Below are 16,682 nucleotides of genomic sequence, written 5' to 3'. Positions count from 1 at the left end.
GAGTTCCCTAGCAGGCAAGCGCCGCGGCGGGCGGCGGCGGGCGGCGGGCACCGCGGTTTATGGTCTGCCGGCTCATTGTCTGGAGCCCGGCGACATCCAGGATCAGCGCCACCCGTCCATCGCCCAGGATGGTTGCCGCCGACACGCCGTCCAGACGCTGAAAGTTGCTCTCCAGGCTCTTGATGACGACCTGCTGCTGGCCGAGAACCTCGTCCACGACCAACCCCAGGCGACCGCCCTCCTCCGTCTCCACCAGCACGACCAGTCCGCGCGTCGGATCGCCGATGGCCTTGTCGATCCTGAAGAGGCGGTCGACGTAGACGAGGCGCACATACTCGCCGCGTGCCATGATGACGTCGTACTGGTTGGCGACGCTCTGAAGGTCGGCGCTCTTGGGACGCAGGCTTTCGATGATGTTGGTCAGAGGCAGCACGAAGCGCTGCTCGCCGACCGAGATGACCATGCCGTCGAGCACCGCGAGGGTGAGCGGCAGCGACAGGACGAACCTCGTCCCCTCGCCCGGCGTCGAATGGACGCCGATCCGGCCGCCCAGGCTTGCGATGTTGCGGCGGACGACGTCCATCCCGACGCCGCGCCCGGAAATAGCGGAAACCGTATCGACCGTCGAAAACCCCGGCAGGAAAATCAGGTTGTCGATCTCCTCGTCCGACATGCTGACGCCGGCGGCGACCAGACCCCGCTCCACGGCTTTTTCGAGGACGCGAGGGCGGTTGATACCCCGTCCGTCGTCCTCCACCTCGATCACGATGCGGCCGGACCGGTGCCGCGCGGAGAGGTGGACGGTGCCGCTGCGCGGCTTGCCGATCCGTTCCCGCTCGTCAGGGGATTCAAGTCCGTGGTCGATCGAGTTGCGGATCATGTGGGTCAGCGGATCGACCAGGTTCTCCACGACGGTCTTGTCGACTTCCGTCGTCTCGCCGGAGGTCGCGAGCTGGACTTCCTTGCCGGTCTGAGCCGCCACTTCACGGACGAGGCGCGGCATGCGGGAGAACACCGACCGCACCTGCTGCGCCCGGATCGCCATGACGCTTTCCTGAAGCTCGCGAGTATGCCGGCTCAATTCCTCCAGCCCTTCCACGAGCTGCTGGAGCGTGCCCGGCGGAACGTCCCGCAACTGTTCAGAGATCATCGCCTGGGTGATGACCATTTCACCGACGAGGTTTACCAGCCGGTCCACCTTGTCGAGATCGACGCGGATCGTATGGCCGCCGAGGCCGGAGCCGCCGCTTCCCCCCGCTTCGCCGGCCGGCCGGGCGGCGGACGGGGCAGCCGGCTGCTCGCCGCCGGCGCCCGGGATCGCGCAGCCGTCATAGACGGTGAGCTGGCCGGGTGGCACATAGGGCATGTTCTCGGAGAAGAGGCCGAAGGCCTCGTCCTCGCCGCCGTCGGCGGGGCCGGTCGTCTCGACGATATCGACCTGACAGTCGTCGACCACGAACTCAAACACGTCGCGGATCGCCGCTTCGTCTGTCGCTCCCGTCAGGGAAACCTGCCAGTACAGATAGAGGCTTTCGCCCTCCATGTCGTACAGCGACGGCACAAGGCCGGCGTCGCAGACGATTTCGGTTTCACCCAGACGCCTCAGCGCCCGTAACAGGAATGCGGGCTCGTTGCCGCTCAGCAGAAGGTCCTGCTTTGGCCGGAAATAGATGACGAAGCTGCGTAGTGATTCCCGCCGAACGGCCCGCTGCGGAGGGGGAGCGTCCTCCGCGACGGGCTCGTCCTTTTCGGCCTTCTTCGCGACCGCTGCCAGAAACCGCTTCAGATCGGCGGCGGCGGCATCCGTCAGTCCTGGAGGGGTGGCACGGTTGTCGCGGGCACAGGTCAGGAGCTGGGCCATCACGTCGTTGGCGCGGATAAGGACGTCGACGAGTTCGATGGTGACGCCGATCTGCTGCGACCGCAGCCGGTCCATGACGGCTTCGAACTCGTGCGTGAACGCGACAAGATCGGAAAAACCGAAGGTGCCGCCTCCGCCCTTGATGGAGTGGACGGCGCGGAAAACAGCGTTGATCTCGTCGAGGTCGATATTCTGCGGCGACAGCCGCAGCAATCCGGCTTCGGCGACGGCGAGCAGTTCGCCGCATTCATCGAAATAGGTTTGCTTGAAGCGGCTGAGGTCGTCGGAATAACCGCCGGTCATCGCAACTCAGCCCATGACCTTTTGGACGACCTGGATCAGCTTTTCCGGGTTGAACGGCTTCACGATCCAGCCGGTAGCTCCGGCGGCGCGCCCTTCCTGCTTCTTGGCGTCGTCCGATTCGGTGGTCAGCATCAGGATCGGAACCGTACGGTGCCCGCCGCTGGCGCGGACCTGCCTGATCAGCGTGATGCCGTCCATATTGGGCATGTTGAGGTCGGCCAGGATCAGGTCGACCTTATGGCTGGCCAGTACGACGAGCGCCTGCTGCCCGTCGATCGCCTCCACGACGTCGAAACCGGCACCGCGCAAGGTGAAGGACACCATCTCGCGCATGGTCCGCGAATCGTCGACCGTCAGCACTTTCTTCTTCATTTCAGGCTCCATTCCTCAAGCCAGCCGGCCAACCCCAGGTCATTGCAGACATCCGTCAGCACATCCGACGGCGCCGCGATCGCGAAACGTTGTCCGGAAAAGTCCGCATGGCGCGTCGCGGCCACCAGCACCTGCACCGCCGCGGTGCTCGCACGCTCGACCGTGGCCGCGATCACCACGATGTCGGAATATTCATTGAATGCCGCCCGTAGGCTTTCGACCAGCGGCACCGCGACTGGCAGATCCAGATCGTCGGGCAGACTCAGCGTCACTTTGCCGGCATCGTCTTCCGAATGGATCAGGGGCAGCAGATCGGCCAACTTCCTGTTTTCCCACAAGTCAATTACGACAACTCGATGCTGACGCGGAGTTCGGTGAGCCGAAACCCGGCCGGATGAAAACGTATCCGGGCATCCGATCAATAGGCCAAGGTCAACCCGTCCTCCCCGGTCTGTTATCAGATCGCAAGAGGTAGGTCTACCGGCAAAATATGACTAAAGATGTAATACGACGCCGTAACCCAAGCTTTCGAGCGCCGAAGTTTCAGGAGCGGCGCAGCTCACGCCGCCGGCGAACGAAATCGCCCAGTTCCATCCAGGGCGCCGTGTCCCAGTAGCCGCTCGCCCGTCCGGACGGGGACGGAACGATGAAGAGTTCGGCTCCGAACAGGGTTTCCGGCTGCCGGCCATAGTTGACCGACGCCCGGCGGAAGAAGTTCTTGCCGGCATGCTTGCTGTCGAAAGCCACGGCCGCGGGCCGGTAGCGCTCGATCTTGGCGATGAAGCCGGAAATGTCGAAACAGTACTTCGTCAGCTCCTGGTCGCTTCCCCATTCCGTCTTGCACAGGTCGGTGAGACCAAGGCCGTAGTCGAGCACTTGGCGGTAGTCGGCCGGTTTCAGCAGGCGGGGGGTCAATCCCGTGAGGTGAAGCGTCGGCCAGAACCGGTTTCCCGGTCTGGCGTAATAGGCCTGCTCCTCTTTCGACGTGCGGCTTGGCGCGGTGCCGCAAAGGACGAGATCGAGACCGGGTGCCAGGACGTCGGGAAGGATCATGGTGGGGAAGATGCCGCTTGGAGGGGTGGGTTGGTTGCGCAATGTCCCTGCCGTCAACCGCGCGCGGATGCAAACGGCCCGATACGGCGGTACAGGTCGCGACCTGAACTTTCGTATGGAAAGTCGCGCAACTGGGTAAGGTTTGAATAACTTTTTATGATATAGCTCGGGGTGACTCGTACCTCGGGATTGCTTCGCATGCGTATTCTGCTCGCCGACGACCACAACATGGTTCGGGATGCGCTGAAAAGCTATATCGAGCGCTTGGAACCCGACGCCCGGATCGTTTCAGCCGAAAGCTTCGGCGCGGCATACGACGAGGTTCAGCGGGACGGCGAATTCGCCCTGATCATTTTGGATCTCCGGATGCCGGGGATGGACGGGCTCGACGGCTTGCGGCGGATGCGGGAACGTCTGCCCAAGGTACCGATCGTCATCATGTCCGGCGGCGCCAGCCACGAGGACGTTCGGAACGCAATCGATATGGGCGCCCAGGGCTTTCTGCCCAAAACGCTTACCGGCCCGGCACTGGTCTCGGCGATCCGGCTCATCATGGCGGGTGAAAAATTTGTGCCTTTCGGCGCGGTGGACGCTCCGGCGGGCGATGCCGGCGATGCCGACAGCCATGCACCGCTGACCCAGCGCGAACGCGAAGTGCTTCAGTATCTCGAGAAGGGCTGGTCCAACAAGGAGATCGCCCGGGCCCTGGAACTTCAGGAGGTTACGATCAAGCTGCATATTCGCGGCATCTGTCGCAAGCTGGGGGCCAAGAACCGTACGCAGGCCGCCCTGCGGGCGCAGGAAGCGCGGCTGGCGCACTGAGCGGCCTAACGATCGCCAGATGAACAGCGTCACATGAGCAGCGCCGACCCGACCGTTCTGACCACCGTGCTTGCGGCTGTCCTGGGCCTGCTCGCTGCCTTGGCCGTCCGGCTGTGGCGCAGGGCCTTGCTGGCGGAGCGACTTTACCGCACGGCCCGGCAGGCGGAAGCGGCGGCATCCGAGGAATGCGAAAGGCTCCGGCACGCCATCGACTCGGTCCCCGGCGGGCTGGTGCTGTTCGACCGCGAGGAACGGGTCGTCCTTGCCAGTGCCGGCTATGGCGAAACCTATCCGGGTCTGGCCGGCGCGGTGACGCCGGGGATGCGTCTTTCCGAGCTGACACGCGATCTCGACACCACCGTCAAGCGGCTGCGGACCGCCGGCGGTCCGTGGGAAGAAACCCTGGTGGACGGCAGGGTGCTGCTGGTCGACGAACGGCGGACCGCCGACGGCGGCAAGGTCAGCCTCTTCACCGATATCACGCCCCAGAAGCAGGCCGAGCATCTGCTGCGCCACAGGCTGACCGCCCTGGAAGCGTCGATCGACGGCGTCGCCATCCTGGACCAGGCAGGCACCTTCACCTATCTCAACGACAGCCATGCGCGTCTTCACGGGTTCGAGGACGCGCGGGACCTACTGGGCCGAAGCTGGCTGTCGCTCTATGCGGCGGACGAGCGGGTCCGTCTCCAGTCGGATGTGCTTCCGGGCCTGGACGGTGCCGGGCGGTGGCAGGGCGAACTGGTCGGCCGAAGGCGCGACGGCACGACCTTCAACCAGGAACTGACGCTGACCTCGCTCGACGATGGCGGCATGGTGCAGATCGTCCGCGACATCAGCGAGCGCCGTAAGACCGAGGACGAGCGCACGCGCCTCAAGGAGCAGTTCCATCAAGCCCAGAAGCTGGAGGCGATCGGCCGGCTTGCCGGCGGGATCGCTCACGACTTCAACAATATCCTGGCGGCCATGATGGGCTATGCGTCCTTCCTGGTCGAGGACCTGGACGAGGCGGCGCCGGAACACGAGTTCGCCGTCCAGCTGATGGTCGCGGGCGAGCGCGCCAAGCGGTTGGTCCAGCAGATCCTTGCTTTCAGCCGGTCCGAAGGGGTCGAGCGCGAAACCGTCAATATGATCGCGGCGACCGACGAGACCCTGGCGCTGCTGCGGGCCACGTTGCCCAAGTCGATCAACGTCGTGACGCGCGTCGATGCCGTCTCGGCGCTGGTTCACGCAAACCCGACGCAGATGAGCCAGATCCTGATGAATCTCTGCGTCAACGGCGCGGACGCCATCGGCGCGGCGCCGGGCGAACTGACGATCGCCATAGACATGCCCTATCTGGACGGCGGCTGCGCGGAAGGGCTCAGGGTGACCCAGATCCAGGGCAGCGACCTGATACCGGCACGGATGGGACCGGGAAGACGGCCCGGTTCCAGCCGGATGTGGGTGGGCGTCCTGCCGATCGACCGCAGCCGGCGTGTCCGCTATGTCCGGATCTCGGTGATCGACACCGGTTCCGGCATGCCGGCCGAAGTCATGGAGCGGATGCTTGAGCCGTTCTTCACCACCAAGGGAATCGGCAAGGGTACGGGACTGGGGCTTGCGGCCGTGCATGGCATCATCAGCGCCCATCGGGGTGCCATGATGATCGAAAGCATGCCCGGCGAGGGCACCAACTTCAGTGTCTACCTGCCGACGATCGAAGGAGCGGTGAGCGAGCAGGCGCAACTGGCCGCCAACGCACCGCGTGGCTGCGAGCGTATCCTGATCGTCGACGACGAGGACATGGTGTCGTCGGTCCTGGCCCGGGGACTGGAACGGCTGGGCTACGAGGTCGCCTGCTGCATCAGCGCGGACGAGGCGCTCGAGGTGCTGCGGGAAGCGCCGGAGATCTGGGACATGGTCATCACCGACCAGATGATGCCCGGCATGTCCGGACTGGAACTGGCCGCGCGGCTGCGGTCGGAGTTCCCGTCCCTTCCGGTGATCCTGTGCAGCGGTTGCAGCGATTCCGCGGCCGATCTGGGACTTGGCGAGCATGTCGACCATGTCCTGGTCAAGCCGATCGACGCCGCCCATCTCGCGGAAACCGTGCGGCGCGTGCTGGACGCCCGCTGATCTCACGGCTATCGAGCGAGCCCGTGTCGCGGGCAGAGTGCCAAGCAAGGGCTTGCGTTGTTCATGGATTATCCTGGACAGTCGCTTCCGCGACCCACAGGTCTCCTCCGCACAACAGAAACGACCGCACGCCATGACACAGCAGACTTCCCAGCCGGACGTGACCGCAGCATTGCTCATCATCGGCAACGAGATCCTGTCCGGGAGGACGAAGGACGCCAACCTGCCCTTCCTGGCGGAAAAGCTGAACGGGATCGGCGTGCGCCTGCGCGAGGCGCGCGTGGTGCCCGACATCGAGGCGGAAATCATCGACGCGGTCAACGCGCTTCGCGCCCGCTACGATTATGTCTTCACGACCGGAGGCATCGGGCCGACCCATGACGACATCACGTCGGAATGCATCGCCAAGGCGTTCGGCGTCCCGCTGGAACGCCACCCGGAAGCCGTCCGCCGGCTTCAGGAGCATTACCAGACGGACCAGATCAACGAGGCGCGCCTGCGGATGGCCAATGTCCCCGCGGGCGGCATCCTGGTGGACAATCCGATCAGCAAGGCTCCCGGTTACCAGATCGGCAATGTCTTCGTGCTTGCCGGTGTGCCGATGATCATGCAGGGCATGGTCGACAACCTGCTGCCCCGACTGAAGGGCGGAGCACCGATGCTGTCGCGGACGGTGAGTTGCGCGCTGGCTGAAGGCACCCTGGCGGAGGGGCTCGAGGCCGTCCAGAACCGCTATCCCGCCATCGAGATCGGCAGCTATCCCTATCTCCGGCAGAGGCAGTACGGTGTCAGCCTGGTGCTTCGCGGCACTGTCGAGACCCTGCTCGACGAGGCCACCGACGCCGTCGCGGCGCTGGTGCGCGACCTGGGCGGCGAGCCGGAAGTGACGGTCGGAACGACCTGACGGGTACCTCTGACGGACAGGAAGGACGGATTTGTTTGAGCGACCAATTGTCGCAGTTCGTAAGCAGCCTACTTACGGACTCATGCAGGCCTTCGAGAAGCCATTGCTGTTCTTCCTCCTGAAGCACGTGACGAGCGGCGCCGTGGGAGGGCTGGCGCTTGGCGCCGGCCTTCTGGCACTGGACATCGCGGGGCTGAGGACGCTGATGGGCCAAAGCGAGGACGGCATAATCGCCATCCTCCTGCTTTTCTTCGGGCTGATGGTCACCTTCGGCGCGATCGCGATGGCAGTCGGCATCATGACCATGAACGGCCTGATCGACCACGACTGAGGTCCGCGAAACCGCTCGTGACGCGTCCGGAAGATCCGGCGGGAACCGCCCGGTTGGAATGAACCGATCAGAATGGGCCGAACGTCTGGTAGACGAAGACCAGACCGACGAGCACCGCAAGCCAAACGGCGGCCTTAGGCAGCCATTGCCCACCCCGGTTCATGCGGATGGCGGCCGGCGCCACGAGCAGCGCTACCAGCAGAAGCGAGACGAGTCCCAGCCAATTGATATCGAAGCTTTCCATGGCCTCCCAGATGTGCGCCAGGGTGCCCTTCTGCAAGGCGCTTGCGAGGGCGATGCGGGCAGTCTAGTTTAGCAGTATCTTCCCTGTGCCCGCTTGGCGGAATCGGTAGACGCAAGGGACTTAAAATCCCTCGACCTTTGGTTGTGCCGGTTCGACTCCGGCAGCGGGCACCATCGGGATGGCGGTGCCCAACGGCTCATGTCGCTTCCAAGCGACGCTCCCTTCCCCTTACTCAGATCAACTTGCCGCGCAGGTGGTCGGCCAGACGGACGGCCAGTGCCACGATGTTGACGGTGAGCATGGTGGCGCCGGATGTCGGGAAGACGGAACCGCCTGCGACATAAAGGTTCTCGATGCCGTGGACACGGCAGTTCTCGTCCACCACGCCGCGCCGCGGATCGCGGCTCATGCGGGTGGAACCCATGAAATGGGCCGAGGAATCGACACCCCTGGGCCAAGGCTCGTCCTCGGACTGGAAATCGATGCGCAGGCGGCCGATGCCGAGCGCTCCGAACTGCTCGGCCAGCAGTTTCTGCGTGCGCAGGATCGTGCGCTTGTCCAGGTCGCCCAGGCGCCAGTCCAGCGTCAGCTTCCGTTGGCCCAGCGCGTCGAGATCCGTCCCCAGCATGACCCGGCTGTCGCGGTTGGGGGCCTGTTCGGAGAAGAAGCGGGTCTGGAGGATCTTATAGGATTTGTCGCCGAAGCTGCGGGCGTAGAGCGCCTTGATCACCTGGTCCAGGTCTCCGATCACCGTACCGAGGTCGTGGGCCAGATTGTCCGGCACACGTCCATAGACGATCTGCTTGGCGATCCGACGCATGGCGATGAAGCCAGGCGTGCGCTCCCCTTCGTATGATTCCTCGAAGAAGACGACGGTGTTCAGGATGCCCTCGCGCTCCTGGGCTTCCCTGCTCGGCTGGAGGGCGTCGATGAAGGGGTTGACCTCGCTCTGGAAGCGCTGCTCCCAGCCCAGCGTCGCATAGTAGCTGGCGGTACCCTCCGGGATCGACAGCATGGCGAGGCCGGTGCGGAGCGTCGTGTGGGCCATGAAGTAGCGTCCGACGGTGTCGTGATCGTTGCCCAGCCCCTGGGGGCGCACCCGGTCCGACAGCAGCAGCAGGCGCGCGTTTTCCAGTCCGGCGGCCAGGACGAAGATCCGGGCGCGGAAACGATGGGTCTTTCCGTCGATCCCGCCGGTCCTGAGCGATAAGGCCTGCTTCGCTTCGGCGTCTGCCTCGATCTCCACCACATTGGCGTTCAGGTAGACCTGGCACAGGTTGCCGGCCGTCACCAGACCGGCGCGGTAAACCTCGCCGAACCGCGTCGGCGGGCTTTTCAGGAAGATCTTTTCGCTGATCGGATCGCCTTTCAGGGACAGCCGGCGGTTCCTGAAGGATTCGGATTGCTCAGCCCAGTAATCGGCTGAAAAGTTCGGAACCGGCAATTCGCAGTACCGGTATGCCCGCGGATAATACGGTTCCATCTCTGCGATGCCGAACGGCCATCCGCTGTCCGGAATCCAGGGCCGCTCCTCGAAATCCTGCGGATCGAGCGGTGCGCAGTTGCCGCCCCAGTGGCCGGTGGTGCCGCCGAAATAGCGCAGCCGGCTCCAAAGGAGGTCAATCTTCTGTTCGCTGATACAGTCGCCATCGTTCAGAGCCTGCACATCGTCATCGAAGTCCAGTCCGCCGCTTTCCAGCAGGCATGTCCGATGGCCCTGCCCCAGCAGTTCCATCGCCAGGGTTATGCCGGCCGCCCCTCCCCCGACGATACACACATCCGTATCGATGACAGTCTCATCCGGGACACTGCGCAGATCGATGAACATATGACGGGCAGTCCAGTCCGTGAAATCAGCAACAGGAAGATTGAGCTGAGCCTCCGCCTAAAGTATTCGGTTCCAGACTACGGCCAATCTCTCTTTCGAGTTAGCCATGGTCATCGGCACTCATTCATTCGGCACTGGCTGCCTTTGGCGAGAACAACGCAGCCTACACTCTTTCAAGAATACCGATGCAATAACAAATCTGGCCATCAAATATCACAGAGAATAACCCTTTAAGTCACCGCTTTATATCAAGAAACAACGTTTCGTTGATCCAAGTCAAAACCACTATTTTATGAAATGGATAAAAGTATATTAAATTTAAATCTGCTGAGTACCGTTGTATCATTGGTGATGATTTTGGAATTCGTTTGGCTTAGAACAGCTTGCCATTTGACCGCGACACCGATCGGCGCGACAGTATATTCGCCTGGAAAAAAGATCAGAGCTCATGATCAGCATCGTCATGCCGTCCTACAATTCGGCCGCATTCATTCATGAAGCGGTCGGCAGCCTAATTTCGCAGACCTATCCGCATTTCGAGCTGCTGGTATGCGACGACGGATCGTCGGATGCCACACAGAAAATCGTGAGGGACCTAGCGCGCCGGGACGGCAGGATCCGTCTCATCGTGAACCAGCATGGTGGCGTCAGCAGGAACTGCAACGTCGGCCTCAGGGCAGCGAAGTTCCCCTGGATCGCACGGCTCGATGCCGACGACGTGGCGGCTCCCGACCGGCTGGAGACTCAGATCAAGGCGGCCGAACGCCATCCGGAAGTAATCTGCTGGGGCGGGCGGGCGCACCTGATCAACCGGCAGGGCCGTATGCTGCGCGGCGCCCAGCTGGGACCGGTGAACGAAGCCGAATACCGGGAACTGCGCCGCTCCGGAAAAGTGATCTACATCCTCGGCCCTACCGTGATGTACCGGCGCGACGATGCGCTGGCGGTCGGAGGATACGATCCCCGGTTCGACGGCGCCGAGGACATCGAACTGCTGAGCCGGCTCGCCTGTCGGGGCTCGCTCCGGACATTGCCGGACGTGCTCACGCTCTACCGTATCCATGGCCAGAGCGTCACAGCGCATCGGTCCGCCCAGCAGCGCCACCTGTTCTCCTTCATCGAGGCGCGCAACCACGCTTGGCAGTCCGGCGGCGATCTGGAACTGGAGCAGTATCTTGCGGAACTTGCGGCGCGTCCCGCTTTCGAACGGCTGCGCGACAGCATCGCAGGCCGGGGAAGCCAGTATTATCGCAACACCAGCATCCACTTCGCCGAGCGACGCCTGATCAGCGCGCTGGGCACCGGCGCCCTCGCGGCACTTCTCCAGCCGTTGGCGACGTCCCATCGCTTCGGCCGCAGGGTACTGCGCGCCATAATACGACGCATATCCAGCCTTCGGAAGTCGGCCGCCGATCCCATCGGACTGGCAGCCGGAAGCGAAGGCGACCAGCACACCGGCTGACAAGACGCCGCCCGCCGGGCAGAAACGCAAACGGCCCGCTCCGGAACGGGAGCGGGCCGTCGGCTTTCAGGGCCGGCGCGTCGAAAACCGCGTCAGAACGCCTGAACCATCAGCATGTAGGCCAGACAAAGCGCGCCGATCCCTGCCGAATAAAGCGAGAGGTTCCGTGCGATCTCCTGAAGGTCGGACATGTTTTCCTCCGTATCTCGCGATTTGTCAGCTCAGCAGAGGCCGGGCGGGCGGCTCACCGGTGCGGCGCAGAAGAACGTCGCGGGCTGCGCGTTCGGCGTGGGCCGGGCTCCGGAAAGTCTTGCGGTCGAGAGTGCCGAAGGCCCAGTCGGCCGCATAGAAGATGAAGTGGTTTGCGTTGGCGACTACGATGCCAGCGGAATTCCCCTGGACTTCAATGGCATAGGCATGTGCTGAAGACATGGTGCGTACTTTCGCTTCGACGGATACCGCAAGCAGGTGCGTATCCAGATCGTGATTTCAGGCGGGGACGGTCGTCGCGATCAGCGACAACACATCCGCATGAAGCCCGAATCCTTGAAGCGGGAGAAACAATCGGCGTCTTTGGCCAGAATATTCGATGCCATGATCAGGTTCCTTGAAGTTCGACCGCAATGTTCATTGCGGTGCTTTAGCGTTTGTTGACGCGGCGCAAGCTGAACCAATCAAATGCCCGCGGGTCCGTCGGAACCAAGGCGATCATCCCGCGCATTCTCTATCGAGTCAATAGATAATGTGAATGCCGTCGTTGAATAGGTTTATTGTACAAATTTTTTAGTTTAAACTCGGCTAGCGGACGTATGGGTCTATCTACGCTTTTGCATATCTATCGCGAGGACGGAAGACGGGACTATGCTCTTCGTAAATCGAAAATACGCCGAACGGCATATCCGCTTCGGTGTTTCAATCAGCCGGGAATGCACTTCTCGAGCGAACGTCCCAGGATGAAACGCCATGACCAAGCTGCCTGTCATCGACAACGCATCACCCGAACCGACACGCCGCGCCTGCCTCAAGGGCGTCGCCGGGTTCGCTCTCGCGGCATTGGGCGGCCTGAATCAGGCGGCGCGGGCCGCTGCCATCCCCGAGCAGTCCATGCCGGAGGAGGAAGCGACGGTCCCGGCACCGGGTGTCGAGCCGGGAGCGCTGCTCGCCTATGTCGGTTCCCGCACGACCAAGGAGCGCAATGCCCGGGGCGAAGGGATCAACGTTTACCGGGTGGACCCGGCCACGGGCGGATGGACCCATATCCAGCTGCTGAAGGACCTTGTCAATCCGTCTTATCTCGCGTTCGATACCAAGCAGCGCTACCTGTACTCGGTTCACGGCGACGGCAACGAAGTCAGCGCCTTCAGCACCGATGAGTATTCCGGCGAGATCACCTTCCTGAACCGGCAATCCTGCGGCGGGAAGAACCCGGTCCACCTGACCGTGGACCCGACCAACAGCTACCTGATGGTCGCCAATTACGCCACGGGGTCGCTGGCGACGCTGCCGATCGACAGCGACGGCAGGCTGAGTGAAATCAGCGGTCTCGTGCAACTGCCCGGGACACCCGGCCCCCACAAGGTCGAACAGGCGTCGTCCCATCCCCATAACATTCCCTACGATCCGGAACAGAGTCATCTGGTGGTGCCGGACAAGGGACTGGACCGGGTCTTCGTCTTCAAGCTCGATCCCGATCAGGGCACGCTGGTTCCCAACGACCCGCCGTCGATCGCGACCAGATCCGGTTCGGGACCGCGTCACGTGGTCTTCCATCCGACCGCCGGGTTCGCCTATGTCATCAACGAACTGGACTCGACTGTCACGGCCTACGACTACGACCGTGTCACCGGCTCGCTCGAGCCCAAGCAGATCATGACGACCCTGCCGGCCTCCTTCACCGGAGAGAACCGAGCGGCGGGCATCGGGATCACCCCGGCCGGCAAGTTCCTCTATGCTTCCAACCGCGGCCATAACCAGATCGCCATCTTCGCGATCGACCAGACGACCGGCCTGCTGAGTTCGGTCGGCTGGGAGTCGACACGCGGAAAGATGCCCCGCTTCTTCACGCTCGATCCGTCAGGCAAGTTCCTGTATGCCGCCAACGAGGCCACGGACACGATCGTGGGATTCCGGATCGACGAGAACAGCGGCAAGCTGGCGCCGTTCGGCACCGTCGCCCATACCGGAAGCCCCGTCTGCATCGTCTTCCGGAACTCGCTCACGGTCTGACCCCGCGACACGGGGAAACGGAAGGAGTGACGGCAGCGCCGCCGTCACTCCTCGACCTTCGTCAATGCCGAATTGACCAAGCCGATCAGCCTGTCGATCTCGCTTCGCAATGCCGATACCTGGTCGATGACGGCTGTTATATCCGGTCCGTTGGTTACCACGTCCGCGGGCGTGGAAATGCCGTCGCCGGTATCGACCGGAAGAACGTCCGCGCTGCCGGCACTCTCATCACCCATGTCCACGATCCCTAAACCTGGCAGTCCACAACCTTGGCAGTCCTTGACTCTGGAATTCCCGCTCGACGGTTCCGGAGTGGGTTCGAGGTAGAAAAGCACACTTCCGTCTGAAGCGTCCAATACCACCTTACGGCCTTGCGGCAGATGGGTCCGACAATCCGCTTAAGCTGAACATTGCCGCTTGATTTCGGATCGCTATCCTGCCCCGACACCAGCAGCCATGCCGTTTTCACCCCTAAAGGGGGGCAGAGGTGGTGCAGGCTTGTGACAACTCCGCCTGAAGAGTGAAGATCTGCGGGAAAGCGCTGGACAGAAGCTCTTGTTCACTACCTCTTAGTGTTCGTGGCCTATAGACGCCCAGCGTTTTGCAAGATCCGAAACCAGTGATTATCGAGGAGCACCATGAATCGAGCCGAACTCGTGGCCGCCGTGGCCGACCAGACCGGGCAGACGAAGGCAGATGCCGGCAAGGCGGTAGATGCCGCATTCACCGTCATCGCCCAGGCTTTGGCGGCTGGCGACGAGGTCAAGGTCCCGAACTTTGGCAGCTTCAGCGTGGCTGATCGTGCAGCCCGTGAGGGACGCAATCCCCAGAGCGGTGAGAAGATCACCATCGCCGCGTCGAAGCAGGCGAAGTTTTCGGCGGCCAAAGGCCTGAAGGACACGCTCAACGGCTGACCGCCGCCAAGCGCTTTCAGGAACGCCCCTGTTTCGCGCCGGAGGGCAGTCTCCGGCGCGGGCGTCGGATTGGCGCCGCCCTATGAACGCGGCGCCGGTTCTCTTCCCGGCCCTTTAGTCCCGCTCCTTCCAGAAGGGGAGAGGATGATCGGGAAACGAAGGCCAACCGAATAGCAGATCCATCGAACGGCCCGGAGAAGCGGAAGCTTCTCCGGGCCGTTCGCATTCATATACCTGACGGAAGTGTCCGGCAGTCATTACCCGATCTATCGGTAGCAAAAGTCTCCATTAAGTCTCCGTGATGTTTTGAGATACGGCCTGTTGTGTTTGCACGATATGTCGGACAATCACGAGAGGATCGCCCCTGTGACGAATACAAACGATACCTCGTCACGTGGTAGCAACCCGGACAAGATCGGTGTTTATTCAACCGACGGGGATACCACGACCGCTTCCACCACATCGTCAACAAGCGCCTCGCCAGTCGGCGCCTCGCCGTTGAAGACCGGGACCACCACGGCTGGAGATGCTAACCGTACGGCAAGCGCCGCCACCGCGGCATCGCCGGCGCGCTGGATCATTCCCGCCGTCGTCGTGGTGCTGATAATCCTTGCCCTGCTTTATCTGTTCTGATCGGACCCGCACCATGGCCGGCATACCGGAAGACCAGATCGAAAATATTAGCGTTCCGGTTATCGAAGAAGAAATCGAAGTCGGCAAACGGCGTGTGGAAGGTGATCGCGTCAGTGTTCGTACGATAGCGCGCGAGCGGACCGAACTGATCGAGCAGCCGCTAGAATCGATAGAAGTCGAGGTCGAGCGAATCGCTGTCGGCAAAGCAATCGATACGGCACCGGATGTCCGGAACGATGGCGATACGATGATCATACCGGTCGTCGAGGAACGGCTGGTTGTCGAAAAGCGGCTGTTCCTGGTCGAGGAAATCCATGTGCATCGCCGCAGGGTCGTCACCCAGTTCCGCCAGAACGTAACACTTCGGTCGCAGGAGGTCGTCGTCGAGCGGCGTGATGCCGCTTCGGACCTCGACCGGACAGAAACTCCCCAAGAAGGATGATAGAAGATATGACTAAGACAGTTGTCGCCCTTTACGACAGTGCTTCGGACGCCGAAACCGTCAACACCGAATTGTCGTCCGCCGGTTTCACCGATACTGAAATCGTCGACAACAGTTCCATCGGCACCGACCGCACCGCCTGGAGCGGAACGGAAGTGACGGACTCGTCGTTGGCGGCAGGTGCTCCCGGCGTGGTCGGAACTCCGCTGGGCGCCATCCCCGAGACAGGCACTGCCACCTCTTCTTCGGCGGTGTCCGACGGCATCATGGGCCGGCTTCGCCGCGCCGGCGTTCCGGAAGACGACTCGCATGTTTATGCCGAAGGCGTGCGCCGCGGCGGCAGCTTGGTGATCGCCCGCTTGGCCGACGACAACGTCGACCGCGGTCTGGAAATCATGAGCAACTACCGCCCGGTCGACATCGACGAGCGCGGTTCGCAGTGGCGGACCGAAGGCTGGAGCAAGTACGACGAGTCGGCCGGCCCCTACGCAGGAACCGGTCTGACGGAAGCCGCGGGCTCTATGCGCAGCACCAACGAAACCTCGACGATGCGCACCGACCGAACCGATGTCGATACCTCCGCGACCTTGACCGGCGGTACGGGCATCGGCACCGGCCACACCCACGGTGGCGACGAAACGGTGATCCCGATCGTCGAAGAGCAGCTTTCCGTCGGTAAGCGCGAAGTCGAGCGCGGCGGCGTGCGGGTACGTAGCTACGTCGTCGAGACCCCGGTCGAGGAGAGCGTGCGCCTTCGTGACGAAACCATCACCGTCGAACGCCGTGCGGTGAACCGGGACGCCGACGTCACCGGGGATGCTTTCCGGGAGCGGACGATCGAACTGACCGAGACGGATGAAGAGGCCGTCGTCGCTAAGACAGCCCGGGTCGTCGAGGAAGTGGTGGTCAGCAAGGACGTCACCGAGCGGACCGAGAATATCTCGGACACCGTCCGCCGTACCGAAGTCGATGTCGAGAACACCACCGGGACCCAGCGGGCAGGTGCCGCGCGCACCGGTGTCGACCGCACGGTCGACCGCGACCTCGACGGCGACGCCACGGTGACGCCGAAGCGCGACATCTGAAACGACGCTTGAAGCCTGACGCTTGAAGAACAACGCCTGATCGATTCCCCCGGAGACGACTTACCTCGTCTCCGGGGACTTTTTCGT

General features: G+C 62.8%; 18 protein-coding genes and 1 tRNA gene. 10 read left to right on the top strand and 9 right to left on the bottom strand.

What is annotated here, in order from left to right:
* Positions 1-7: 7 nt before the first annotated feature.
* The 4 genes from N826_RS03225 to N826_RS03210 all read right to left on the bottom strand — a co-directional run bounded on the left by N826_RS03225 (position 8) and on the right by N826_RS03210 (position 3,589).
* Positions 8-2,164, bottom strand: coding sequence for a chemotaxis protein CheA (locus N826_RS03225; protein ID WP_044425966.1), 2,157 nt, complete (start codon positions 2,162-2,164; stop codon positions 8-10).
* A 6-nt stretch (positions 2,165-2,170) separates the two neighbouring features.
* Positions 2,171-2,536, bottom strand: a complete 366-nt coding sequence (locus N826_RS03220) for a response regulator (RefSeq protein ID WP_044425965.1) — start codon at positions 2,534-2,536, stop codon at positions 2,171-2,173.
* Complete coding sequence (locus N826_RS03215) at positions 2,533-2,856, bottom strand: STAS domain-containing protein (protein ID WP_244619435.1); 324 nt, start codon at positions 2,854-2,856, stop codon at positions 2,533-2,535. Before N826_RS03215 ends, N826_RS03220 begins: the two co-directional genes overlap by 4 nt.
* Before the next feature lie 223 nt (positions 2,857-3,079).
* Entirely contained in the window at positions 3,080-3,589 is a 510-nt protein-coding gene (locus N826_RS03210) for a mismatch-specific DNA-glycosylase (protein ID WP_044425963.1), read from the bottom strand.
* A gap of 198 nt (positions 3,590-3,787) precedes the next feature.
* Here N826_RS03210 and N826_RS03205 point away from each other — a divergent pair, with 198 nt between their 5' ends.
* From N826_RS03205 to N826_RS03190, 4 genes are all read left to right on the top strand, one after another.
* A complete protein-coding gene (locus N826_RS03205) occupies positions 3,788-4,411 on the top strand; it encodes a response regulator (protein ID WP_044425962.1) in 624 nt (207 codons plus the stop codon).
* Between the two features lie 33 nt (positions 4,412-4,444).
* Complete coding sequence (locus N826_RS03200) at positions 4,445-6,526, top strand: hybrid sensor histidine kinase/response regulator (protein WP_044425961.1); 2,082 nt, start codon at positions 4,445-4,447, stop codon at positions 6,524-6,526.
* 133 nt (positions 6,527-6,659) lie between these two features.
* Complete coding sequence (locus N826_RS03195; protein ID WP_044425960.1) at positions 6,660-7,430, top strand: competence/damage-inducible protein A; 771 nt, start codon at positions 6,660-6,662, stop codon at positions 7,428-7,430.
* Between the two features lie 82 nt (positions 7,431-7,512).
* Positions 7,513-7,761 carry a hypothetical protein gene (locus tag N826_RS03190; RefSeq protein WP_044425959.1) on the top strand — a complete coding sequence of 83 codons (249 nt, stop codon included), beginning with the start codon at positions 7,513-7,515 and terminating at the stop codon, positions 7,759-7,761.
* A gap of 67 nt (positions 7,762-7,828) precedes the next feature.
* On the opposite strand, the gene N826_RS44130 is transcribed toward N826_RS03190, so the two are convergent.
* Entirely contained in the window at positions 7,829-8,005 is a 177-nt protein-coding gene (locus N826_RS44130; RefSeq protein WP_169789280.1) for a hypothetical protein, read from the bottom strand.
* Between the two features lie 87 nt (positions 8,006-8,092).
* On the opposite strand from N826_RS44130, the gene N826_RS03180 reads away from it, so the two are divergent.
* Positions 8,093-8,178, top strand: a tRNA-Leu gene (locus N826_RS03180).
* A 59-nt stretch (positions 8,179-8,237) separates the two neighbouring features.
* On the opposite strand, the gene N826_RS03175 is transcribed toward N826_RS03180, so the two are convergent.
* A complete protein-coding gene (locus N826_RS03175) occupies positions 8,238-9,833 on the bottom strand; it encodes a GMC oxidoreductase (RefSeq protein WP_044425956.1) in 1,596 nt (531 codons plus the stop codon).
* 448 nt (positions 9,834-10,281) lie between these two features.
* Between N826_RS03175 and N826_RS39630 the strand changes: the two genes are divergently transcribed.
* Positions 10,282-11,295, top strand: coding sequence for a glycosyltransferase family 2 protein (locus N826_RS39630; RefSeq protein WP_052830791.1), 1,014 nt, complete (start codon positions 10,282-10,284; stop codon positions 11,293-11,295).
* A 216-nt stretch (positions 11,296-11,511) separates the two neighbouring features.
* Here the strand turns inward: N826_RS39630 and N826_RS03165 are convergent, their stop codons facing one another.
* Positions 11,512-11,727 carry a hypothetical protein gene (locus tag N826_RS03165; protein WP_044425955.1) on the bottom strand — a complete coding sequence of 72 codons (216 nt, stop codon included), beginning with the start codon at positions 11,725-11,727 and terminating at the stop codon, positions 11,512-11,514.
* A gap of 531 nt (positions 11,728-12,258) precedes the next feature.
* Here N826_RS03165 and N826_RS03160 point away from each other — a divergent pair.
* Complete coding sequence (locus tag N826_RS03160; protein ID WP_244619436.1) at positions 12,259-13,521, top strand: lactonase family protein; 1,263 nt, start codon at positions 12,259-12,261, stop codon at positions 13,519-13,521.
* A 44-nt stretch (positions 13,522-13,565) separates the two neighbouring features.
* Here the strand turns inward: N826_RS03160 and N826_RS03155 are convergent, their stop codons facing one another.
* Positions 13,566-13,757 (bottom strand): hypothetical protein, encoded by a 192-nt coding sequence (locus tag N826_RS03155; RefSeq protein WP_044425954.1) that lies wholly within the window; start codon positions 13,755-13,757, stop codon positions 13,566-13,568.
* Positions 13,758-14,159: 402 nt separating this feature from the next.
* Between N826_RS03155 and N826_RS03150 the strand changes: the two genes are divergently transcribed.
* Positions 14,160-14,435 carry an HU family DNA-binding protein gene (locus N826_RS03150; protein WP_044425953.1) on the top strand — a complete coding sequence of 92 codons (276 nt, stop codon included), beginning with the start codon at positions 14,160-14,162 and terminating at the stop codon, positions 14,433-14,435.
* Between the two features lie 422 nt (positions 14,436-14,857).
* On the opposite strand, the gene N826_RS42795 is transcribed toward N826_RS03150, so the two are convergent.
* Entirely contained in the window at positions 14,858-15,016 is a 159-nt protein-coding gene (locus N826_RS42795; RefSeq protein ID WP_157599317.1) for a hypothetical protein, read from the bottom strand.
* A 65-nt stretch (positions 15,017-15,081) separates the two neighbouring features.
* On the opposite strand from N826_RS42795, the gene N826_RS03145 reads away from it, so the two are divergent.
* Together N826_RS03145 and N826_RS03140 are read left to right on the top strand one after the other, a co-directional pair.
* Positions 15,082-15,510, top strand: a complete 429-nt coding sequence (locus N826_RS03145) for a YsnF/AvaK domain-containing protein (protein ID WP_044425952.1) — start codon at positions 15,082-15,084, stop codon at positions 15,508-15,510.
* Between the two features lie 8 nt (positions 15,511-15,518).
* Positions 15,519-16,595, top strand: coding sequence for a YsnF/AvaK domain-containing protein (locus tag N826_RS03140; protein ID WP_052830790.1), 1,077 nt, complete (start codon positions 15,519-15,521; stop codon positions 16,593-16,595).
* The last annotated feature ends 87 nt before the right edge of the window (positions 16,596-16,682 follow it).

Source organism: Skermanella aerolata KACC 11604 (assembly GCF_000936425.1).
GTDB classification, from domain to species: Bacteria; Pseudomonadota; Alphaproteobacteria; order Azospirillales; family Azospirillaceae; genus Skermanella; species Skermanella aerolata.
This window is presented reverse-complemented; position numbering and strand designations above follow the sequence as displayed.